Annotated in this window: 18 protein-coding genes; 10 read left to right on the forward strand and 8 right to left on the reverse strand. The window is 63.3% G+C overall.

Annotated features, from left to right (window positions below; translation table 11 throughout):
- Position 1 precedes the first annotated feature (1 nt).
- The 5 genes from pyrR to gshB form a co-directional block, all read right to left on the reverse strand.
- Positions 2–505 (reverse strand): bifunctional pyr operon transcriptional regulator/uracil phosphoribosyltransferase PyrR, encoded by a 504-nt coding sequence (pyrR, locus tag J7655_RS02260; RefSeq protein ID WP_143502319.1) that lies wholly within the window; start codon positions 503–505, stop codon positions 2–4.
- A gap of 30 nt (positions 506–535) precedes the next feature.
- Positions 536–973: a Holliday junction resolvase RuvX gene (ruvX, locus tag J7655_RS02265; protein WP_099522898.1), complete on the reverse strand. Its 438-nt coding sequence runs from the start codon at positions 971–973 to the stop codon at positions 536–538.
- Positions 970–1,539 (reverse strand): YqgE/AlgH family protein, encoded by a 570-nt coding sequence (locus tag J7655_RS02270; protein ID WP_230926378.1) that lies wholly within the window; start codon positions 1,537–1,539, stop codon positions 970–972. The genes ruvX and J7655_RS02270 overlap by 4 nt, the downstream gene beginning before the upstream one ends.
- Positions 1,540–1,764: 225 nt before the next feature.
- A complete protein-coding gene (locus tag J7655_RS02275; protein ID WP_230926379.1) occupies positions 1,765–2,661 on the reverse strand; it encodes an energy transducer TonB in 897 nt (298 codons plus the stop codon).
- A gap of 88 nt (positions 2,662–2,749) precedes the next feature.
- Complete coding sequence (gshB, locus tag J7655_RS02280; RefSeq protein WP_230926380.1) at positions 2,750–3,706, reverse strand: glutathione synthase; 957 nt, start codon at positions 3,704–3,706, stop codon at positions 2,750–2,752.
- A gap of 241 nt (positions 3,707–3,947) precedes the next feature.
- Here gshB and pilG point away from each other — a divergent pair, with 241 nt between their 5' ends.
- The 8 genes from pilG to J7655_RS02320 all read left to right on the forward strand — a co-directional run bounded on the left by pilG (position 3,948) and on the right by J7655_RS02320 (position 17,150).
- On the forward strand, positions 3,948–4,355 hold the full coding sequence (gene pilG / locus J7655_RS02285) for a twitching motility response regulator PilG (RefSeq protein WP_003458788.1): 408 nt from the start codon (positions 3,948–3,950) through the stop codon (positions 4,353–4,355).
- Between the two features lie 47 nt (positions 4,356–4,402).
- Positions 4,403–4,768: a twitching motility response regulator PilH gene (gene pilH / locus J7655_RS02290; protein ID WP_230926381.1), complete on the forward strand. Its 366-nt coding sequence runs from the start codon at positions 4,403–4,405 to the stop codon at positions 4,766–4,768.
- Positions 4,769–4,813: 45 nt separating this feature from the next.
- Positions 4,814–5,347, forward strand: a complete 534-nt coding sequence (locus tag J7655_RS02295) for a chemotaxis protein CheW (protein WP_230926382.1) — start codon at positions 4,814–4,816, stop codon at positions 5,345–5,347.
- Positions 5,348–5,431: 84 nt separating this feature from the next.
- Complete coding sequence (locus J7655_RS02300) at positions 5,432–7,468, forward strand: methyl-accepting chemotaxis protein (RefSeq protein WP_230926383.1); 2,037 nt, start codon at positions 5,432–5,434, stop codon at positions 7,466–7,468.
- A gap of 60 nt (positions 7,469–7,528) precedes the next feature.
- Positions 7,529–8,389 (forward strand): protein-glutamate O-methyltransferase, encoded by an 861-nt coding sequence (locus J7655_RS02305; protein WP_084340983.1) that lies wholly within the window; start codon positions 7,529–7,531, stop codon positions 8,387–8,389.
- A gap of 25 nt (positions 8,390–8,414) precedes the next feature.
- Entirely contained in the window at positions 8,415–15,653 is a 7,239-nt protein-coding gene (locus J7655_RS02310; RefSeq protein WP_230926384.1) for an Hpt domain-containing protein, read from the forward strand.
- Positions 15,650–16,669, forward strand: a complete 1,020-nt coding sequence (locus tag J7655_RS02315) for a chemotaxis protein CheB (protein ID WP_013713617.1) — start codon at positions 15,650–15,652, stop codon at positions 16,667–16,669. The genes J7655_RS02310 and J7655_RS02315 overlap by 4 nt, the downstream gene beginning before the upstream one ends.
- Positions 16,670–16,679: 10 nt before the next feature.
- On the forward strand, positions 16,680–17,150 hold the full coding sequence (locus tag J7655_RS02320; RefSeq protein ID WP_230926385.1) for a chemotaxis protein CheW: 471 nt from the start codon (positions 16,680–16,682) through the stop codon (positions 17,148–17,150).
- Positions 17,151–17,226: 76 nt separating this feature from the next.
- On the opposite strand, the gene J7655_RS02325 is transcribed toward J7655_RS02320, so the two are convergent.
- The 3 genes from J7655_RS02325 to J7655_RS02335 form a co-directional block, all read right to left on the reverse strand.
- The gene (locus J7655_RS02325; protein ID WP_230926386.1) at positions 17,227–18,714 is read right to left on the reverse strand and encodes an alanine/glycine:cation symporter family protein; all 1,488 of its coding nucleotides are present in this window, start codon (positions 18,712–18,714) and stop codon (positions 17,227–17,229) included.
- A 207-nt stretch (positions 18,715–18,921) separates the two neighbouring features.
- Positions 18,922–19,647 (reverse strand): 16S rRNA (uracil(1498)-N(3))-methyltransferase, encoded by a 726-nt coding sequence (locus J7655_RS02330; protein WP_230926387.1) that lies wholly within the window; start codon positions 19,645–19,647, stop codon positions 18,922–18,924.
- A gap of 67 nt (positions 19,648–19,714) precedes the next feature.
- A complete protein-coding gene (locus J7655_RS02335) occupies positions 19,715–21,121 on the reverse strand; it encodes an adenosylmethionine--8-amino-7-oxononanoate transaminase (protein ID WP_230926388.1) in 1,407 nt (468 codons plus the stop codon).
- Between the two features lie 255 nt (positions 21,122–21,376).
- Here J7655_RS02335 and J7655_RS02340 point away from each other — a divergent pair, with 255 nt between their 5' ends.
- Both J7655_RS02340 and J7655_RS02345 read left to right on the forward strand, forming a co-directional pair.
- On the forward strand, positions 21,377–21,922 hold the full coding sequence (locus J7655_RS02340; protein ID WP_230926389.1) for a cytochrome b: 546 nt from the start codon (positions 21,377–21,379) through the stop codon (positions 21,920–21,922).
- 58 nt (positions 21,923–21,980) lie between these two features.
- The gene (locus J7655_RS02345; protein WP_230926390.1) at positions 21,981–22,556 is read left to right on the forward strand and encodes a YceI family protein; all 576 of its coding nucleotides are present in this window, start codon (positions 21,981–21,983) and stop codon (positions 22,554–22,556) included.
- The last annotated feature ends 62 nt before the right edge of the window (positions 22,557–22,618 follow it).

A 22,618-nucleotide genomic window follows, 5' to 3' on the forward strand; every position in this document is an offset into this window, starting at 1 on the left:
CTCAGTTGGCGAGCGTCTGGAGTTCGAGGGTCAGCGGCGTGGGGCCGGACAATTTTACCCGCTCGTTGGCGGCCAGCGACAGGGTGGCGCCGACCACATCGGGGCGGATCGGCAGTTCGCGAGCGTTGAGGTCGAGCAGGCTGACCAGGGTCACGCTGGCCGGGCGGCCGTAGTCGAACAGTTCATTCAGCGCGGCGCGGATTGTGCGCCCGCTCATCAGTACGTCGTCGATCAGTACCAGGTGCTGGCCTTCGATCTCGAACGGCAGCTCGGACGGCTGCACCTGTGGGTGCAGGCCGTTCTGGGTGAAATCGTCACGGTAGAAGGACACGTCGAGCACGCCCAGTGCGTCGTCACGGCCAAGGGCGGCCAGCAAAGCCTGGGCGACCCAGACGCCGCCCGTGCGGATGCCGATAAAACGCGGCTCGCCGATCTGGCGTTGGTTGAGATGCTGAGTCAGGGCACTGGCCATGGCCGGCAGCAGGTCGTTGGGGTTCGGTAGCATGGCGAAACTCCTTGGTGCGGGCCGATTCGCTCAGCCCGTGCAGTTTTCCTCTAGCCAGCCCTGAAGGAGCAGAGCTGCGGCAATGGCGTCGACCGGGCGCTCGCGATAGCCGCCACTCTGGCCTTCGCGCAGGCGCTGGCCCTTGGCCTCGAAGGTGGTCAGGCGCTCGTCGTGGGTGTAGGCCGGCAGGTTGAAGCGACCGTTGAGGCGGCGGGCGAATTTCTCGGCGCGGGCGCTCATCTCGCTGGGCGTACCGTCCATGTTCAGCGGCAAACCGACCACCACGGCATCCGGCTGCCACTCCTTGATCAGTGCTTCGACGCGGCTCCAGTCCGGCACCCCGTTCTGCGCCTTGAGCACGCACAGTTCGCGGGCCTGGCCGGTGATCACCTGGCCGACGGCGACGCCGATCTGCTTGGTGCCATAGTCGAAGCCCAGCAGGAGGCGCAGTGGCTTGTCGCTCATCAGGCGTGCCCGACCTGTGAAGTCAGCAGGCTGAGGTTGACGCCCAGGCGCGCGGCTGCGGCGTTAAGACGCTGGTCGAACGGCAGGTCGAAGAGAATGCTGCTGTCGGCGGGGCAGGTCAGCCAGGCGTTGTCGGCCAGTTCCGCTTCCAGTTGCCCGGCGTCCCAGCCGGCGTAGCCGAGGGTGATCAGGTATTTCTCCGGGCCGCTGCCATCGGCGATGGCGAACAGCACGTCCTGCGAGGTGGACAGGCCCAGTTCACCAAGATCCAAAGTGGCCTGGAACTGCTGGCCAGACGGGTGTAGGACGAAGCCACGGTCGGTCTGCACTGGGCCGCCAGCGAAGATCGGCAGGCTGTGGCACAGCGCTGCAGGCTCTGCCTCGGGGCGCAATTGTTCGAGCACGTCGGCCAGGCTGAGACCATTGGGCTTGTTGATCACCAGACCCATGGCGCCCTGATCGTTGTGCTCGACCAGATAAGTGACGGTCTGTGCGAAGTTCGGATCGGCCATGTGCGGCATGGCGATCAGAAAGTGATGCTTGAGCGAGGTGGGAGCTGAGTTCTTCATGGCGGCTAGTTTCGGCTTTAAGGCGCCGGGCTTCAAGCTGTAGGGCGGACTCAGGAGCCGGCGCCTCACAAATCCCCCTGGCGCAGTGCTTGCGAGCTGCCGTCGCACCGGTACGTCCTGCTGCGCGTGCGCTCGTCCGTCAGTCCGTGGCCTGGATGAAATCCGGGAGCGGTACTGAAATTCCCGGATTTCATCCGGGCTACGGTAAACAAGCGACGTGCCGGGCTAGTTGCTGGACAGTCGATCGCCGCGCTCGAAGCGCCAGGTGCGGATGATTTCCAGGCGGTCGATATCTGCCAGGTCGCCGGTGAAGGGCGCATAGGGCGCGGCCAGGCGCACGATGCGTTGCGCGGCCTGGTCGAGCACCGCCTGGCCGGATGATTCCAGCACCTGGACTTCATACAGCGAACCGTCGCGGTTGATCGACACCAGCAGGCGCAGGCTGCCATAGATGCGCTGGCGGCGGGCGTCGTCGGGGTAGTTGAGGTTGCCGATGCGTTCGACCTTCTTGCGCCACTCGTCCTTGTACCAGGCACCCTTGTCGCGCATGGTCGAGGCCGCGTTGAGGCGATGAATCTTCGGGCGCTTGGCATAGGCCTGCACCTCCTGCGCCAGTTCCGCTTCCAGGCTGGCTATCTCGGCGGACAGTTGGGCAGCGTCGAATACCGGCGCCGGGCGCGTTGTCGCAACCGGCTTGGCTTCCTCGCGTTTGACTGGCGTCTTCTGCTGCTGCGGGGTGCGGGTGGCGATGGCGGCCTTGGGCGCCTCCTGCCGGGTGGCGGGCTGCTGCGGCGTGGCGGGCGGCGTGACCTTGCGCACCTCGCTGTCCTGAAAGGGCGCCTGCTCGGTGGTCTTCGGTGCGGCGGTATGCTCCAGGGTGCCGCTGCCTTGCTGGTTGTCCTGGGCGAGGAAGTCGGCCTTGTCCGGTGCTTTTTCGCTCTTGAAGGTGGACAGGGTGATTTCCAGTGTCTTGCTGATTCCCGGTGGCGACTCCAGGGTGAAGCCGACGCCAAGGATCACCGCTACGTGCAGTGCGGCGGCAAGAAAGAGGGTGAACCCGAGGCGATCCGCCGGTCGGACGGTGGCGGAGGGCGCGCTGGTTGGGGAGGCTGCTGCGTTCATCGCGTATCGGGTCTGCTTTCGAATGTCGCGCAGTCTGCCGGGTAGCGGTGGGCGCCTGCAAGTTGCAGGCGCCAGGCTGCCACTTGCGTCAAGCTTTTAGTCCGCGCTTGCGGGCAATGCAGTCCATCAGGCGTTCGCCGATGCGGGTGTCGAAGGCGGCATCGATCTCGCGGATGCAGGTCGGACTGGTGACGTTGATTTCCGTCAGATGGTCGCCGATCACGTCGAGCCCGACGAAGATCAGGCCTTTTTCGCGCAGGGTGGGGCCAACTGCCGCAGCGATCTCGCGGTCGCGTTCGGTCAGTGGGCGGGCCTCGCCGCGTCCGCCGGCAGCCAGGTTGCCGCGAGTCTCGCCGGCGGCCGGGATGCGCGCCAGGCAGTAGGGTACCGGTTCGCCGTCTATCATCAGGATGCGCTTGTCACCGTCCTTGATCGCCGGCAGGTAGGCCTGAACCATGATCTGCTGGCGACCATGCAGGGTCAGTGCTTCCAGAATCACGGAAAGATTCGGGTCGCCTTCACGGTGACGAAAGATTTGCGAACCACCCATGCCATCAAGGGGTTTGAGAATGATGTCACGGTGCTCATCGGCAAACTGGCGCACAATGTCGGGGCGCCGAGTGACCAGAGTAGGTGGTGTGTACCGAGGGAACTGGGTGGCGAAGAATTTTTCGTTGCAGTCGCGCAGGCTCTGCGGCCGGTTCACGACCAGGACACCATCGCGCTCCGCCTGCTCGAGCAGGTAGGTGGAGTAGACGAATTCGTTGTCGAAGGGTGGATCCTTGCGCATCAGGATCACGTCCAGTTCGGCCAGCGGCGTGTCCTGTTCGGCATCCAGGGCAAACCAGCGTTGCGGGTCGTTGAATACTTCCAGCGGGCGCATGCGGGCACGGGCCTGACCACGAACCTGGTAGAGATCCTGCTGCTCCATATAGAACAGCGACCAGCCGCGTGCTTGAGCGGCCAGCAACATGGCCAGCGAGCTGTCCTTCTTGAAGGAAATGCTGGCAATCGGATCCATGACGATCCCGAGACGAAGGCTCATGGGGGAAATCTCCGCGAGATAAGAGGGTTAAGGCCTGGTTGGCTATGCCTTGTGAGGCTGTCAGGGTGGCGTTGGCGATGGCCTTGGTCAAGGGCTGGCGCAGCCCCGGCAGGCTTATAGATTGCATCTGGAGAGTGTGCTACAAAGGCCCGACGATTGGGTCAAAGCCCATCGGCAACTGGGCCTCAGGCATACTGATAACGCGAATATAACGACTCACCGAGGCGATGGTAGGGCGAAAATGGAACAGCATTCCGAGGGTTTGAAAGTGATGGTGATCGACGATTCGAAAACGATTCGTCGCACCGCTGAAACTCTGCTGAAAAAAGTGGGCTGTGATGTCATCACTGCGGTCGATGGCTTCGATGCCCTGGCCAAGATTGCCGACACTCACCCCAGCATCATCTTTGTCGACATCATGATGCCGCGTCTCGATGGGTATCAGACCTGTGCCCTGATCAAGAACAACAGTGCCTTCAAATCCACCCCGGTGATCATGCTGTCCTCCAAGGACGGCCTGTTCGACAAGGCCAAGGGACGCATCGTCGGCTCCGATCAATACCTGACCAAGCCCTTCAGCAAGGAAGAGCTGCTCGGTGCGATCAAGGCCCATGTGCCGGACTTCACCCCGGTGGAACAAGCCTCCTGACGCACTGGCTCAACGGTCTCTGCGTCTCTTCTGTATTGGGAAACACCATGGCTCGAATTCTGATTGTTGATGACTCCCCGACCGAGATGTACAAGCTGACCGCCATGCTGGAAAAGCATGGTCACCAGGTACTCAAGGCGGAAAACGGCGCCGATGGCGTTGCCCTGGCCCGCCAGGAGAAGCCGGACGCTGTCCTGATGGACATTGTCATGCCCGGCCTCAATGGCTTCCAGGCGACTCGTCAACTGACCAAGGATGCCGAAACCAGCCACATTCCGGTGATCATCGTCACCACCAAGGATCAGGAAACCGACAAGGTCTGGGGCAAGCGCCAGGGCGCCAAGGATTACCTGACCAAGCCGGTTGACGAAGATACCCTGCTGAAAACCCTGAGTTCGGTGCTGGCCGGCTGATGCCGTGCTGATCGCGAACTGAATAACAACAAGACCAAGGCTGGCATGTCCGTGCAGACTCCTTTTCAGCTACTCCTCGAGATCGACCAGCGTTGCCGCGCCCTGGCGGCTGGCCTGCCGTCGCAGCAGGCGGCGGTGCAGACCTGGAGCGGCATCGGCTTTCGTATGGGGGAGCGCCTGTTCGTTGCACCCATGGGAGAGGTGGGTGAAGTTTTGCACGAGCCGCGCTATACCTTGTTGCCAGGCGTGAAGAGTTGGGTCAAAGGGGTGGCCAACGTGCGTGGCCGCCTGCTGCCGATCATGGATCTGTGCGGATTCTTCGGCAATGAGTTGTCCCCACTGCGCAAGTTTCGGCGAGTGCTGGTGGTCGATCACCAGGAAATCTTCGCCGGCCTGACGGTCGATGAGGTTTTCGGTATGCAGCATTTCCCCGTGGATGCCTTTTCAGAACAACTGCCGCCTCTCGAGGCGAGCATTGCGCCGTTCATCCACGGTGTCTTCCAGCGAGAACAGCCCTGGTTGGTATTCAGCCCCTACGCGCTGGCTGCCGATCCGGGTTTTCTCGATGTGGCTTATTAAAGATTTATCGGTTGGGTCGGCTCTGCCGGCCTTTTGGCGTTACATGGGAACCGTAGTGCGGTCGGTCCAGGCGGGGGCCAGAAAATGAAAAAAATCAATGCAGGCAATTTGTTGGCGGGGGCACGCAGCAGTACGCTGATCGCAGCGCTGTTCGTGGTGCTCATCGTGTCCATCGTGCTGTTGTTCGCGAACTTCGCCTACATCAACACCCAGTCCGGCTACGATACCGAGTACATCAGTCACTCCGGTGAGCTGCGCGTACTGTCCCAGCGTATCGCCAAGGACGCCACTGAAGCGGCCGCAGGTACGGCGCCAGCTTTCGGTCTGTTGCGCGAGGCGCGTAACGACTTCCAGCAGCGCTGGGGTTATCTGACCGATGGCGATGCCAGTACCGGTCTGCCGCCAGCGCCGGCTTCGGTGCAGGCGCAAATGGCTGCCGTACAGAAGGACTGGGATGCGCTGCGGCAGAACACCGACGCCATTCTCGCCAGCGAACAGACCGTACTCTCGCTGCACCAGGTAGCCGCCACCCTGGCGGAAACCATTCCGCAACTGCAGGTCGAGTACGAAGAAGTGGTCGACATCTTGCTGGAAAGTGGTGCGCCGGCGGCTCAGGTTTCCGTGGCTCAGCGTCAGTCGCTGCTGGCCGAACGCATCCTGGGTTCGGTGAACAAGGTACTGGCCGGTGACGAAGACTCGGTACAGGCCGCCGACATGTTCGGCCGTGATGCCAGCCTCTTCGGCCGCGTGCTCAATGCCATGCTCGAAGGCAATGCCGCCATGGAGATCACCCAGGTGACCGACGAAGAGGCGCTTGAGCGCCTGTCGGAAATCTCCGAGCTGTTCGAGTTCGTCTCCGGCTCGGTGGACGAGATCCTGGAAACCTCGCCGGAGCTGTTTCAGGTTCGTGAGTCGGCGAACTCCATCTTCACTGTCTCGCAAACCCTGCTGAGCACCGCTTCCGACCTGGCCGGTGGCTTCGAAGACCTGGCAGACGGTCGTGCCATCAATACCCTGGTCGGTTACCTGCTGGGCGCCCTGGCGCTGGCTTCGATCATCCTCATCGGCCTGGTGATGGTGCGCGAGACCAACCGCCGACTGGCCGAGACCGCCGAGAAGAACGAGCGTAACCAGGCAGCGATTCTGCGTCTGCTCGATGAAATCGCCGACCTCGCCGACGGTGACCTGACCGTGGCCGCGACGGTAACCGAAGACTTCACCGGTGCCATCGCCGACTCCATCAACTACTCCATCGACCAGCTGCGTGATCTGGTAGCCACCATCAACCTGACCGCCGTTCAGGTAGCCGGTGCGGCCCAGGAAACCCAGGCCACGGCGATGCACCTGGCCGAAGCGTCCGAGCACCAGGCGCAGGAAATCGCCGGTGCCTCCGCCGCGATCAACGAAATGGCCGTGTCGATTGACCAGGTATCGGCGAACGCCTCGGAATCCTCCGCGGTAGCGGAACGTTCCGTAGCCATCGCCAACAAGGGCAACGAAGTCGTACACAACACCATCACCGGCATGGATAACATCCGTGAGCAGATCCAGGACACCTCGAAGCGGATCAAGCGCCTCGGTGAATCGTCCCAGGAGATCGGTGACATCGTTAGCCTGATTAACGACATTGCCGACCAGACCAACATCCTTGCACTGAACGCCGCGATCCAGGCCTCCATGGCCGGTGATGCCGGTCGCGGCTTCGCCGTGGTAGCGGACGAGGTACAACGCCTCGCAGAACGTTCCTCGGCGGCGACCAAGCAGATCGAGGCGCTGGTAAAAACCATTCAGACCGACACCAACGAAGCCGTTATCTCCATGGAGCAGACGACTTCCGAAGTGGTGCGCGGTGCCCGCCTGGCGCAGGACGCCGGGGTGGCCCTGGAAGAGATCGAGAAGGTATCGAAAACCCTCGCGGCCCTCATCCAGAACATTTCCAACGCCGCCCGTCAGCAGGCTTCGTCTGCGGGGCACATTTCCAACACCATGAACGTGATCCAGGAGATCACCTCGCAGACGTCCTCGGGTACCACCGCCACCGCCAAGAGCATTGGTAACCTGGCCAAGATGGCCAGTGAGATGCGCAAGTCGGTATCCGGTTTCACCCTGCCAGACGCCTGATAAAGGAGTGCGGAGGCTGGCTGCAGCCTCCGCTACACAGCCATGACCCAGGGCGAAGGTATGCAGTCAGCGGGCGTGTGGGCATTGCGCCCGGTGGCCGATATGTCGCAAGCCGATTTCCACGACTGGCAGACGTTGCTCGAGGCGCGTACCGGCGTGGTGATCAGCGAGCAGCGGCGCGCCTTTCTGCAGACCAACCTGAGTGCGCGCATGCGCGAACTGGGCGTCACGGATTACGCCAGCTACTACCAACAGGTCACCGATGGCCCACGCGGCGCGGTGGAGTGGTCGACCCTGCTGGATCGTTTGACCGTACAGGAAACCCGTTTCTTCCGGCATGGCCCTTCCTTCGAGGTGCTCGCGCAGTACCTGCAGGAGCGCCTGGCGGCAGGCCTGGGCAAGCCCTGGGAGTTCTGGAGTGTCGGTTGTTCCAGTGGTGAGGAGCCGTATTCGCTGGCGATCATGGCGGCTGAGGCTCTACAGGGCAGCGAGTTGCCCGAGCATTTTGCGGTAACCGGCACCGATATCAGCCAGGGCGTGCTGAGCAAGGCGCGTGAGGCCTGTTATTCGGCGCGGCGCCTGGAGCAGGTGAGTGACGAGCTGCGCGAACGCTATTTTCTCGCGCAAGCCGATGGGCGTTTCAAGGTAGTACCGAGCCTGGCTGCACGTGTGTGCTGTGCCCGGCTCAATGTGCTGGAACTGGCCAATGCGCCGATGTCCGGCATGGATGTGATTTTCTGTCAGAACTTGCTGATCTATTTCCGCCGCTGGCGTCGCCGCGACATCCTCAATCGCCTGGCCGAGAGCCTGGCGCCGGGTGGCCTGCTGGTCGTGGGTGTGGGCGAAGTAGCCGGTTGGCAGCACCCGCAACTGGTGCCGGTGGCCGACGAGCGAGTTCTGGCGTTTACCCGCAAGGGATAAGGCCAAGTTTATGAGTGGAGTGGCTATGGGTGATCGGCATGATTATGTCGCCCTGGAGTGGGTCAAAGGCGAGATCGGGGAAACCCTGAAGCAGGCGCGTCAGGCTCTAGAGGCGTTCGTCGAGAACCCGCAGGACCCCACGCGCATGCGCTTCTGCCTGACCTATGTGCACCAGGTTCACGGCACCTTGCAGATGGTCGAGTTCTACGGCGCGGCGTTGCTCGCCGAGGAAATGGAACAGCTGTCGAAGGCGCTGATGGAAGGTCGCGTGGCCAATCAGGGCGAAGCCCTGGAAGTGCTGATGCAGGCCATCCTGCAGTTGCCGGTGTACCTCGACCGTATCCAGACCGCCCGCCGCGACCTGCCCATGGTCGTGCTGCCGCTGCTCAATGACCTGCGTGCCGCCCGTGGCGAAAAGCTGCTGTCGGAAACCAGCCTGTTCTCGCCGGACATGTCCGCGCGCCTGCCCGCGCTGCCGGAAGGCAGCATGGCGCGCCTGCGTACCGCCGAATTGCCGGTGCTGCTGCGCAAGCTGCGGCAGATGCTGCAGATGGCCCTGGTCGGCGTGATCCGCAATCAGGACCTGCCCACCAACCTGGGCTACATGGCGCGGGTCTTCGCGCGCCTGGAAACCCTGTGCCAGGACGCTCCGCTGGGCGGTCTGTGGCAGATCGCATCCGGTATGGTCGAAGGCCTGGCCAATGGCAGCGTGGTCAATGGCACGTCAGTGCGCACCCTGCTGCGCCAGGTCGACAAGGAACTCAAGCGCCTGGTCGAACAAGGCGCCGATGGCATCAACCAGCCCGCCCCGGATGAACTGACCAAGAACCTGCTGTTCTACGTGGCCAAGGCACCGGCGCAGTCGCCGCGCATCCGTGCGCTGAAAGAGCAGTACCGCCTCGACGAGGCGCTGCCTGACAACGAGGTGGTGGACGAAGAGCGTGCCCGCCTGGCGGGCCCTGACCGCGATGCCATGCGTTCGGTGGTCGCCGCGCTGTGTGAAGAGCTGGTACGGGTCAAGGACAGCCTCGATCTGTTCGTGCGCAGTGATCGCAGTCAGGTCAGCGAACTGGATGCCCTGCTGGCACCGCTCAAGCAGATCGCCGATACCCTGGCGGTGCTTGGTTTCGGCCAGCCGCGCAAGGTGATTCTCGACCAGATCGACGTGATTCACAGCCTGTCCCTGGGGCAGCGTGAACCCAACGATGCGGTGTTGATGGACGTCGCCGGCGCACTGCTGTATGTCGAGGCGACCCTGGCCGGTATGGTCGGCCCGAGTGACAACAGCCAGAACGAACAGAGCCACCTGCCCACCACCGACGTGGCGCAGATCCATCAGTTGGTGATCAAGGAAGCGCGCAATGGCCTGGAGCAGGCCAAGGACGCGATTATCGAGTTCATCGCTTCGCAGTGGAATCACGAGCACCTGGCGCGTGTGCCCGGCCTGCTGACTCAGGTTCGTGGTGGCCTGGCGATGATCCCGCTGCAGCGTGCCGCCGACCTGCTCAATGCCTGTAACCGCTACATCCAGGAACAGTTGCTGGCACGCAAGGCCGTGCCCAACTGGCAGAGCCTGGATACCCTGGCCGACGCCATCACCAGCGTCGAGTACTACCTCGAGCGTCTGGCCGAGGATCACGGCACCCAGGGTGACCTGATTCTCGATGTCGCCGAAGAAAGCCTGGAAACCCTGGGTTATCCGCTCAAGGAAAAACCTTCGATTCTCGACCGCATCGAGCCGCCGGCAGAGAGCCTGGCGCCGCTGGCCGACCCGCTGCAGGAAATCGAACTGCTCGGAGCCGAGGACGAACAACCCGAAGAGGCGCTGGTCGCGATTGAGCCGCTGACATTCGAGCCAGCCGAGCCTGACAGCGATCTCGCTACGGATCTGCAGTTGCCGGACGCCGAGCCCGAGTTGCCAGCCGACAGTTTCACCTTCGAACTGGATACGCTCGAAGAGCTGCCGGCCCTGCACCAGGAAGAAAACCTCGCTGCGCCTCTGCTCGATGCCGAGCCTGAGTTCGCGCTCGAAGAGCTGAGCCTTGAGCAGTTGGCCGAGACGAGCCAGTGGGGCGAACTGGAGCTGGCGGATCTGGATCTGCCGGAAGTCGAGCTGCCCAGCGCTCCCGAGAGCGTCCCTGAACTTGACGCAGTGGCGGCCGAAAAGCCGCTGTCGATGGCTGACGTCATGGCTGCCCCAGTGCAGGCGATCAACCCGCCTGCCGCCGACGTGCCGCCGAGCCTGCTGCCGCCGCCCGCGGATGAGGAGCCGGTGGACGACGATCTGCTGGAGGTCTTCATCGAAGAAGCCGGCGAAGTGCTGGAAACCATCGCCGAGTATCTGCCGCAGTGGCAGGCCGATACCGCCAACAAGGAGGCGCTGGTCGAAGTGCGCCGCGCCTTCCATACCCTCAAGGGCAGTGGACGTATGGTGCGGGCGCTGGTGCTCGGCGAATTGGCCTGGTCCATCGAGAACCTGCTCAACCGTGTGATGGATCGCAGCATCGAGCCGAGCGCCCCGGTGCAACAGGTGGTGCTGGATGTGGTCGCGCTGATGCCGGCGCTGGTCGAAGAGTTTGCCGCCAAGGCGCAGCGCCAGCGCGATGATGTAGACCTGCTGGCCGCCACGGCTCATGCCCTGGCCAAAGGCCTGACGCCCCCAAAATCTGACGCCCCGGCCGCCCAGCAGGTAGCCGAGCCCGTGGGCGTTGACGACGCTACCGAGGTCGTCGCGCACGACCAAGTGCCAGATGACGAGCCAATCGCCGGCGCTTCCCCGATTGATGAGCCCCTCGATGGCGAGCCCCTCGACCCACAGTTGCTGGAGATTTTCCGCAACGAAGCAGAAACGCACCTGGACACCCTGGTGGGCTTTCTCGCCGATTGCGCGCAGGAGCTGCCGCAGCCGGTCACCGATAGCCTGCAGCGCGCGCTGCACACCCTCAAGGGCAGTGCCTACATGGCTGGCATCCTGCCAGTGGCAGAAATTGCCGCGCCGCTGGAGAAGCTGGTCAAGGAGTTCAAGACCAACCTGATCCAGGTGGATCTGGCTGCCGCCGAGCTGCTCAGCACCGCTGAGGGATTGTTCCGCGCAGGCCTCGACAATCTTGAGAGCCAACCGCTGGCGCCGATCCCCGGTGCCGAAGCGTTTCTGGCCCGCGTCCAGGCGCTGCATCAGGAACGTCTGGCCAGCGCCGAAGACGAGCGTCAGGCACAGAGCGGCGAGACTCGCGACCCGCAACTGATTGGCATCTTCCTCGCCGAAGGCATGGACATCCTGCTCGATGCCGAGGATCTGCTGCGCAAATGGCGTGAACACCCCTCCGAGCGCCAGGAGCTGTCTGCACTGCTGGAGGAACTCACCACCCTCGGCCGTGGCGCCGAAATGGCCGAGTTGCCGCAGGTCGACGAACTGTGCGAAGCCCTGTTGGATCTGTACGGCGCGGTCGAGGAAGGCAGCCTGGCGGTGAGCGAACGCTTCTTCGACGAAGCGGAAAAGGCCCATGAAGCCCTGATCGGCATGATGGATCAGGTTGCCGCCGCCCTGCAGGTCAGCCCGCAGCCCGAGCGTGTGCAGGCACTGCGCGATCTGCTCAGCGAAGCCATCGATCCCAATACCCTGGCCTTGCTGACGCCCGGCGCCGAGGGCATGGAGATCATCGAACTCGATCAGGCCACTGCCGAGGCGGAGCAGGCCCTGGTCGAACCGCACAGTGTCGAGCCGTTTGCCGAGGCGGAGAGCGTCGAGGACGCGGGCGAAGCGCCGCAAGCGGAAGACGAATCGGCTGCGGCCGACGCCGATCTCGATGAGGAAATGGTGGAAATCTTCCTCGAAGAGGCCGTGGATATTCTGGAAAGCGCCGCGCAGGCGCTGGAGCGCTGGCTCGGTGAGCCGGACAACACCATGCCGCTGTCTGCGCTGCAACGCGACCTGCATACCCTCAAGGGCGGCGCGCGCATGGCGGCGATTCGTCCGATTGGCGACCTGGGGCACGAGCTTGAATCGCTCTATGAGGGGCTGGTTGATCGTCGTTACAGCCATTCCCCGGCCCTGGGTGCTCTATTGCAGCAGAGCCATGACCGTCTGGCGCAGATGCTTGATCAACTGCAGGCGCGGCAGACGCTGGCCTCTGCCGATGAGCTGATTCTGGCAATCCGTCAGTTCCGCCATGGTGGGGCGCCGCACAGTCTTTCGGCGGCCGTCGCTCACGTCGAGCCCGCGCCTGAGAGCCCGCTCAGCGAGCTGCCCGAACCTGAAGTCGAGCGTATCGAGCTGCCGCCGCTGGCCTTGGTCGAAGACGAGATCGTGTTCGATGAAGTCCCGGAGCCTGAGGCTCAGTCGCCCACTGTTGAGAGCGTCGAGCCGCCACTGCCGCAAGCCCTGCCGGCTGTGGACGAAACGCTGCCCGAGCCGCAGAGCATGACGCTGGCCAACTGGCACGATGAGCGCGACCCTGAACTGGTGGAAATCTTCCTCGAAGAAGGTTTCGACATCATCGACAGTGCCGGCGCCGCCCTGCAGCGCTGGATGGCCAATGTCGACAACAGCATCGAGCTGGAAGCCCTGCAGCGCGACCTGCACACCCTCAAGGGTGGTGCGCGCATGGCGGAAATCCGTGAAATCGGCGACTTGGCGCATGAGCTGGAGTTTCTTTACGAAGACCTCGGCGCTGGCCGTCTGCGCGCCAGTCCCGAGTTGTTCGGTCTGTTGCAGGCCTGTCATGACCGTCTGGTCGAGATGCTCGATGCCGTGCGCGGCCAGCGTGTCGTGCCGCAAGGCACTGCCCTGATCGAAACCATCAAGCGCTTCCGGGCCAACCCCAACGAACAACTGAGCATACCGCAGGCGGTACAGCTCAAGGCCGTGGTCGAGAGTGATGCAGCCGAAGAGGCCGACAGCGACATTCTCGATATCTTCCTCGAAGAGGGCGACGACCTGCTTGAAGCCATGGAAGCGGTCATTGGCCGCTTCGAGACGCAGCGTGATGACGTCAGTGCCATCGAGGAAATGCAGCGTATTCTGCATACCCTCAAGGGCGGCGCGCGTCTGGCCGGGCAGAAGCGTCTCGGCGATCTGAGCCATGACCTTGAGCAACACCTCACCGAGGCGCTGCAGCAGGGAGCACCCTGGCCGGAAAGTCTGTTCCTCGACGTGCAGTCCGGCTTCGAAGGGTTGCAGCAGGAGCTTGACCTCCTGCGCCAGCGCTTGAGCGCCAGCCTCGCCGGTCAGGAGGAAGCGGCGCCTGTCTCCGAGGCCGACCCTGGCGCCAATACGCTCACCCCGTTGCTCAACCCGATCGTGGCCGCCAGTGATGTGCCGAGCCAGGTTCAGGCGCGCAAGGTGCTGCCGTTCGTGCAGCGCGCGCAGGAGGCTGCGCAGGAAGCCGCCGCGCGCCGTGCACCACAGGAACTGGTCAAGGTGCCGGCCGAGTTGCTCGAAGGGCTGGTCAACCTGGCGGGTGAGACCTCGATCTTCCGCGGTCGTGTCGAACAGCAGGTCAGTGATGTCAGCTTCACCCTCAGCGAGATGGAAGCGACCATCGACCGCGTACGCGACCAGCTGCGCCGGCTCGATACCGAGACCCAGGCGCAGATTCTCAGCCGCTACCAGGCCGAGGCCGAGCGTGCCGGCTACGAGGACTTCGACCCGCTGGAGATGGACCGCCACTCGCAACTGCAGCAGCTGTCCCGTGCGCTGTTCGAATCCGCCTCCGACCTGCTCGACCTCAAGGAAACCCTGGCGGCGAAGAACCGTGACGCCGAGACCCTGCTGTTACAGCAGGCGCGGGTCAATACCGAGTTGCAGGAAGGCCTGATGCGTACGCGCATGGTGCCGTTCGACCGTCTGGTGCCGCGCCTGCGTCGCATCGTGCGTCAGGTCGCCGGCGAGCTGGGCAAGCAGGTCGAGTTCGTCGTCGGCAACGCCGAAGGGGAAATGGACCGCACCGTGCTCGAGCGCATCGTCGCGCCGCTGGAACACATGCTGCGCAACGCCGTCGACCATGGCATCGAGCAGGCCGAGGTACGCCGCGCAGCCGGCAAGCCGGATACCGGCACCATTCGCCTCAACCTGGGGCGTGAGGGGGCCGATATCGTCCTGACCCTGGACGATGACGGTGCAGGTATTCGCCTGGATGCCGTACGCCGTAAAGCCATCGAACGTGGCCTGATGGATGCCGACAGCGACCTCAGTGATCATGAGGTGCTGCAGTTCATCCTCGAAGCCGGTTTCTCCACGGCCGAGAAGGTCACGCAGATTTCCGGGCGTGGCGTCGGCATGGACGTGGTGCACTCGGAGGTCAAGCAACTGGGCGGCTCGATGAGCATCGAGTCGAGCCTCGGCCAGGGCACGCGCTTCACCATCCGCCTGCCGTTCACCGTGTCGGTCAACCGTGCGCTGATGGTGTACTCCGGCGAAGACCTGTATGCCATTCCGTTGAACACCATCGAAGGTATCGTGCGGGTTTCGCCGTTCGAGCTGGAGGCTTATTACGCGCCCGATGCACCGCGCTTCGAGTACGCCGGCCAGACTTACGAGCTGAAGTACCTGGGCGACCTGCTGAACAACGGTCAGCAGCCCAAGCTGGTAGGCCAGAGCCTGCCGCTGCCGGTGATCCTGGTGCGCTCCAGCGAGCATGCCGTGGCGGTGCAGGTGGACAGCCTGGCCGGTTCGCGCGAGATCGTGGTGAAGAGCCTGGGCCCGCAGTTTGCCGGGGTGCACGGCATCTCCGGTGCGACCATCCTCGGTGACGGTCGCGTGGTGGTGATTCTCGACCTGCTGGCAACCATTCGTGTGCGGCATGCACATCTGCAGAACCAGTTGACGCCGCGCCTGGCTTCGCGTCAGGCGGCTGCCAACGAGGAAGTGGAAGTCGATCGTCCGACGCTGGTCATGGTGGTGGACGACTCGGTCACCGTGCGCAAGGTCACCAGCCGCCTGCTCGAACGTAACGGCATGAACGTAGTCACCGCCAAGGACGGTGTGGACGCCATCGCCCAGCTGCAGGAACACAAGCCCGACATCATGCTGCTGGACATCGAGATGCCGCGCATGGACGGTTTCGAAGTGGCGACCCTGGTGCGTCACGACGAGCGCCTGAAGGACCTGCCGATCATCATGATCACCTCGCGTACCGGCGAGAAGCACCGCGAGCGGGCCATGGCCATTGGCGTCAACCAGTACCTCGGCAAGCCCTATCAGGAGTCCTTGCTGCTCGACACCATTGCACAGTTGGTCGATAGCCACCGGGTCAAACGGACATGACAGACAAATCCTCCGCGCGTATCGCAGTAATCGCCGACACCTCGCTGCAGCGCCATGTGCTGCAGCAGGCTTTGGCCGGTGGCGGCTATCAGGTGGTGCTCAACAGCGACCCGGCGCGCCTCGATGAGGAAGCGTTGGCAGCCTGCGAGACCGACCTGTGGCTGGTGGATCTGGCGCAGTCGGAAGATTCGCCGCTGGTCGACAGCCTGCTGGAACGCGCCAGTGCCCCAGTGCTGTTCGGCGAGGGCCACGCCCCAGAGCGTCATTCGGAAAACTATCCGCGTTGGGAGCGCAGCCTGTTCGGCAAGCTCAAGCGCCTGGTTGGCGACCCGACCCAGGCAGTCGGTCCCAGCCTGCAGGCACTGCTCGATGAGGCGCAGCGTCCGGCGCGCCTGGAACTGCCGCAGGCGTTGGCCAATACTCCGTTGAAAGCTGGCGAGCCGGCGCGCCAGGTATGGTTGCTGGCCGCCTCGCTGGGCGGCCCGGCGGCGGTCAAGGCGTTCCTCGATGCGCTGCCGGGTGGTCTGCCGATTGGCTTCATCTATGCCCAGCACATCGACGCCAGTTTCGAGGCGGCATTGCCGCAGGCCGTCGGCCGCCACAGCCAGTGGCACGTCAATACCGCGCGCCATGGCGACCCGGTGCGTTGTGGTGAGGTGGTGGTGGCGCCGATCACCCGCGAGCTGGGTTTTGCCGAAGATGGCGCAATGCAGCTTGCCGAGCGTGGCTGGCCTGAGCCGTACAGCCCCTCCATCGACCAGATGATGCTCAACCTGGCGCAGCAGTTCGGTGCCCAGTGCGGGGTGATCGCGTTCAGCGGCATGGGCAGCGATGGCAGCGCCGCTGCCGCATACGTCAAACGCCAGGGCGGGGTGATCTGGACCCAGCGCGCCGACAGCTGTGCCAGCCCGAGCATGCCTGACAGCCTGCGTGAGGGCGGCTACAGCAGTTTCAGCGCTGACCCGCGAGAGCTGGCCGTGGCGCTGGTCAATCACCTCGCCGAACATTGCAGTTGAGGACGTTTCAATGAGCCAAGCCGTCGCTACCCAGAACAGCACCGAAGGTCTGACCGGCCTGCTGGTGCCGCTGGCCGACCGCACCCTGCTGCTGCCCAACGTGGCCGTGGCCGAGCTGATTCCCTATCGCGCACCGCAGGTCAGCGAAGGTACGCCCGAGTGGTTTCTCGGCCAGATCGCCTGGCGTGATCTGCGCTTGCCGCTGTTGTCCTTCGAGGCGGCCAGCGGTGGTCAGGCGCAGGTTGCCGGTGGCGCCCGTGTCGCGGTGATCAACGCTCTGGGGGGGCGGCCCAAGGTCAAGTTCATTGCCCTGCTGGTGCAGGGTATCCCGCGCTCGCTGAAGGTCGGCAGCGACCTGCCTGCGGCCGATGTCGAGCTGGCGCCGCTGGAACTGGGCGCCGCCCGTGTCGGTGACGAGGTCGTGCGTATTCCCGATCTGGCCGCACTGGAGCAATTGCTCGCCGATGCCGGTTTGATCTGAAGTAGCCATGCGCTCAGGCGAGCGCCCATGAAAAAGCCCCGGCACTGACCGGGGCTTTTTCGTTACTGCCGTGGAACTATGGGCGCTGTGCTTGTGGCTGCGCTTCGGCCTTCTCGGCCGCGAGGTTTTCTTCCGAGGTATGCGCGCCCCAGTAGTCGGCATTCTTGATGCCCAGCTTCTCGGGGTGGAAGACCGGATCCTTGCCTTCGGCCTTTTGCTGCTCGTAGTCCTTCAGGCACTTGTAGGCAACCTTGTGCATGAGCAGGATGGCGATGATGTTCAGCCAGGCCATCAGGCCGACACCGAGGTCGCCCAGGCCCCACGCCAGATCGGCAGTTTTCACGGTGCCGTAGACGGTCGCCGCGATGATGCCGGCCTTCAGCAGCAGGGTCAGCCAGGGGCGATTCACCTTGCGGTTGATGTAGGCGATGTTGGTTTCGGCGATGTAGTAGTACGCCACGATGGTGGTGAAGGCGAAGAAGAACAGGGCGACGGCAACGAAGATGTTACCGAAGCCGGGCATGATGTTTTCCATCGCGGTCTGTACGTAGCCCGGACCTGCGGCCACCCCGGCGATACCGGTGAACATCGCGCTGCCATCAGGCGCCTGGACGTTGTACTGACCGGTGATCAGCAGCATGAACGCGGTGGCGGAGCAGACGAACAGGGTGTCGATATAGACCGAGAAACCCTGCACCAGGCCTTGCTTGACCGGGTGGCTGACCGCAGCAGCAGACGAAGCGTGCGGGCCAGTACCCTGACCGGCTTCGTTGGAGTAAACGCCGCGTTTGACCCCCCACATGATCGCCATACCGATGATCGCGCCGAAACCGGCATCCAGACCGAAGGCGCTGCGCAGGATCAGCGACACGACTTCCGGCAGTTTTTCGATGTTCAGCAGAACGATGACGCAGGCCACCAGGATGTAGCCCAGGGCCATGAACGGCACCACGAACTCGGCGAAGCGGGCAATACGCTTTACGCCACCGAAAATGATCAGGCCCAGCATGATGGCCAGCACGGCAGCGGTGGTGTTCGGGTGGATACCCAGTGCGGTTTCCGCGCTGGAGGCGATGGAGTTGGCCTGTACGCCCGGCAGCAGCAGGCCGCAGGCGAAGATGGTGACGATGGCGAACAGCCAGGAATACCACTTCAGACCCAGGCCGCGCTCGATGTAGAAGGCCGGGCCACCACGGTATTCACCGTTGAGCTTTTCCTTGTACACCTGGCCGAGGGTGGACTCGACGAACGCCGAGCTGGCGCCGAGGAAGGCGACCATCCACATCCAGAATACGGCACCCGGACCACCGAAGGTGATCGCAGTGGCCACACCGGCGATGTTGCCGGTACCGACGCGACCGGCGAGGGTCATGGTCAGTGCCTGGAAGGAGGTGATGCCATGTTCATCGGTCTTGCCGGTGAACATCAGGCGAATCATTTCTTTGAAGTGGCGAACCTGGAGGAAGCGGCCGCGCAGGGAGAAGTAGAGACCAACGCCGAGACATAGAAAGATCAGCGCCGGGCTCCAGACCAGACCGTTTAGGGTCGAGACCAGTTCGTTCATGCAATGCTCCTGGGCATGCGGTCGCCTTTGGGGCGGTGCCGAGGCCCGTTGTTTGTTATTGGAAGAGAACCGACGCTAACGGGCGCCGGCCTCGGCCGCGCGCGGGTTGCAGGTGAGCAGGTCGCGCGGGCGGCGCGCAGAGCATGACAAACACTGCTGGTCTTGCAATCTCTTGAGGTCACATTTTGTTACGTCCAAGCGACATTCTTATGCCTGGAGGTCGCCCCAGAGCTGTTGGGCGACACTCAGCGCCACCACGGGTGCCGTTTCCGTGCGCAGAACGCGTGGGCCCAGGCGGGCAGGATGGAAGCCGGCGCTCGTGGCCTGGTCGACTTCGGCATCGCTCAGGCCGCCTTCCGGACCGATCAGAAAGGCCAGGGAATGGGGTTTTTCATGGCTTTGCAGCGCAGCGGCAACGGGGTGCAGCACCAGCTTCAGCTCGGCTTCGATCTGCTGCAGCCAGGCGGCCAGTTCCAGCGGTGGGTTGATCACCGGCAGTACCGAGCGGCCGCACTGTTCGCAGGCGCTGATCGCCACCTGACGCCAATGCGCCATGCGCTTGTCGGCGCGCTCGTCCTTCAGGCGTACCTCGCAGCGTGCCGAGACGATGGGGGTGATTTCGCTGGCCCCCAGTTCGGTGGCTTTCTGGATGGCCCAGTCCATACGTTCGCCGCGTGACAGGCCCTGGCCGAGGTGAATATGCAGCGGCGACTCGCTCAGGCCGGCAAAGACTTCACGCAGCTCGACGCGCACGCTTTTCTTACCCACTTCGATCAGCTCGCCGAGGTATTCCTGGCCGCTGCCATCGAAGAGCTGCACGGCATCGCCCACGGCATGGCGCAGCACGCGGCCGATGTAGTGGGCCTGGGCCTCGGGCAGTTCGTGCTGGCCAAGGGAGAGCGGGGCATCGATAAAGAAGCGGGAGAGGCGCATGGTTTACCCACCTTGAAAAGAGTCGCGAATTCTAGCCGTAGGGTGCGCTGCGCGCACCGCCTCAGGCTCAGCCCGGATCGCGATGATCCGGGTAGTGGCGATTATCCACCGCGACGCTGACCGACTCAGACGTGGCGATATCGATGCCTTCACTGGCCACCTCGGCCAGAAAATCGATCTGCTCGGGGGTGATCACGTAAGGCGGCAGGAAATACACCACGCTGCCCAGTGGGCGCAGCAGGGCGCCACGGCCAAGGGCGTGCTGATAGACTCGCAGACCGCGTCGCTCCTGCCAGGGGTAGGCCGTCTTGCTCTTCTTGTCGGCAACCATCTCGATGGCCAGGGCCATGCCGGTCTGGCGCACCTCGGCGACATGCGGATGATCCTTCAGATGTTCGGTGGCGCTGGCCATGCGTGCCGACAGGGCCTTGTTGCGTTCGATCACATCGTCGTCACGGAAGATATCCAGCGTCGCCAGCGCGGCGGCGCAGGCCAGCGGGTTGCCGGTGTAGGTGTGCGAGTGGAGGAAGGCGCGCAGGGTGGCGTAGTCGTCGTAGAAGGCGCCGTACACCTGATCGGTGGTCAGTACCGCAGCCATCGGCAGGTAACCACCGGTCAGTGCCTTGGACAGCACCAGGAAGTCCGGGGTGATGCCGGCCTGTTCGCAGGCGAACATCGTGCCGGTGCGGCCGAAGCCGACGGCAATCTCGTCATGGATCAGGTGAACGCCATAGCGGTCGCAGGCTTCGCGCAGCAGCTTGAGGTAGACCGGATGATACATGCGCATGCCGCCGGCACCCTGGATCAGCGGCTCGACGATCACCGCGGCGACTTCGTGGTGATGCTCGGCCAGGGTCTGTTCCATGTGGGCGAACATGACGCGCGAATGCTCTTCCCAGCTCACGCCTTCCGGGCGCAGGTAACAGTCCGGGCTGGGCACCTTGAGGGTGTCGAGCAGCAGCGGCTTGTAAGTGTCGGTGAACAGCGACACGTCGCCCACCGACATCGCTGCCACGGTTTCACCGTGATAACTGTTGCTCAGGGTGACGAAGCGCTTCTTGTTCGCCTGGCCGTTGTTGAGCCAGTAGTGAAAGCTCATCTTCAGCGCCACCTCGATGCCCGAGGAGCCGTTGTCGGCGTAGAACACCTTGTTCAGGCCGGCCGGGGTGATCTGCACCAGACGCTCGGACAGTTCGATCACCGGCTGATGGGTGAAGCCGGCGAGCATCACGTGCTCAAGGCTGTCAAGTTGCTCGCGGATGCGCGCATTGATGCGTGGGTTGGCGTGACCGAAGACGTTGACCCACCAGGAGCTGACGGCATCCAGATAACGCTTGCCGTCGAAGTCTTCCAGCCACACGCCGGACGCCTTGCGAATCGCTACCAGCGGCAGGCGCTCGTGATCCTTCATCTGGGTGCAGGGGTGCCACAACACGTCGAGATCGCGTTGCATCCAGTGATCGTTCAGGCTCATGAGCTATCTCCCAGGGTTCGGCGGCACAGCCTACCAGAAGCCGTCACCGAGTCACGGCGTTGCCGCTGGTCTGGCAGAATGTACCGCTGGTGCCGTTGCCGGGGAACTCCATGGGCGGCGCGTCATACCAACGGGGTCGGCTTGAGGGAGGAAGCGCGAAATATCGCATTTCCTGATATTTCATAGCGAAATTTTCCGCTTTAAATCGATATATTTGCCGTTAGTCTTGCTCGGATCTGGATTAGGAAAGCCACCATGCAATGGCGCAACACTTCTGCTCGTTATGGTCTGGTCAGCGTGCTGCTGCACTGGTCGGTCGCGCTGGTCGTCTTTGGCCTGTTCGGCCTCGGCTTCTGGATGGTGGGGCTTAGCTACTACGATCCGTGGCGCCAGAGTGCGCCTGACCTGCACAAGAGCATTGGCATCCTGTTGTTCGCTGTCATGCTCCTGCGCGTGCTGTGGCGTTTGCTCAGCCCGGCGCCCGCGCCGCTTGCCAGCCATGGCAAGCTCACTCGCCAGGCCTCCAGACTGGGCCACGCCTTGCTTTATCTCGGCCTGTTTGGCGTGATGCTCTCCGGTTACCTGATTTCCACCGCTGATGGCCGTGGCATCGAGGTGTTCGGCCTGTTCAGTGTGCCGGCCACCCTGACCGGCATCGCGCAACAGGAAGACATTGCCGGAGCCATTCACGAATACCTGGCCTGGGGCCTGGTGATTTTCGCTGGCCTGCATGGCCTGGCGGCACTCAAGCATCATTTCATCGACCGCGACAGCACCCTGCTGCGGATGTTCGGGCGCTGAAGCATTCAAATCGGGCCAAGGCCCATCTAGATCGACAACCTCGCAAGGAGAACACCCCATGTTGAAGAACGCCCTCGCTGCACTGGTTCTGGGTTCGGCCCTGATGGGCGGCCAGGCCATGGCCGCCGACTACGCCATCGACAAGCAAGGCCAGCATGCCTTCGTCAACTTCAAGATCAGCCACCTGGGCTACAGCTGGCTGTACGGCACCTTCAAGGATTTCGACGGTACGTTCAGCTATGACGCTGCCAACCCCGAGGCGAGCAAGGTCAACGTGACCCTGAAGACCGCCAGCGTCGACACCAACCATGCCGAGCGTGACAAGCACCTGCGCAGTGCCGACTTCCTCAATGTTAGCAAGCACGACACCGCCACCTTCGAATCCACCTCGGTCAAGTCCACCGGTGAAGGCAGCGCTGACGTTACCGGCAACCTGACCCTGAATGGCGTGACCAAGCCGGTGGTCATCGCTGCCAAGTTCATCGGTGAAGGCCAGGATCCGTGGGGCGGCTACCGTGCCGGCTTCGAAGGCACCACCACCCTGAAGCTGAAGGACTTCGACATCACCAAGGATCTCGGCCCGGCTTCGGAAAGTGTCGAGCTGATCATCTCGATCGAAGGCATCCGCAAGTAACGAAAGCGGCCGCTAGCGGTCACCGGATGTGCCCGCATGTTCAGCCTGCGGCAATAACGAAA

The organism is Pseudomonas wenzhouensis (assembly GCF_021029445.1).
Lineage (GTDB): Bacteria > Pseudomonadota > Gammaproteobacteria > Pseudomonadales > Pseudomonadaceae > Aquipseudomonas > Aquipseudomonas wenzhouensis.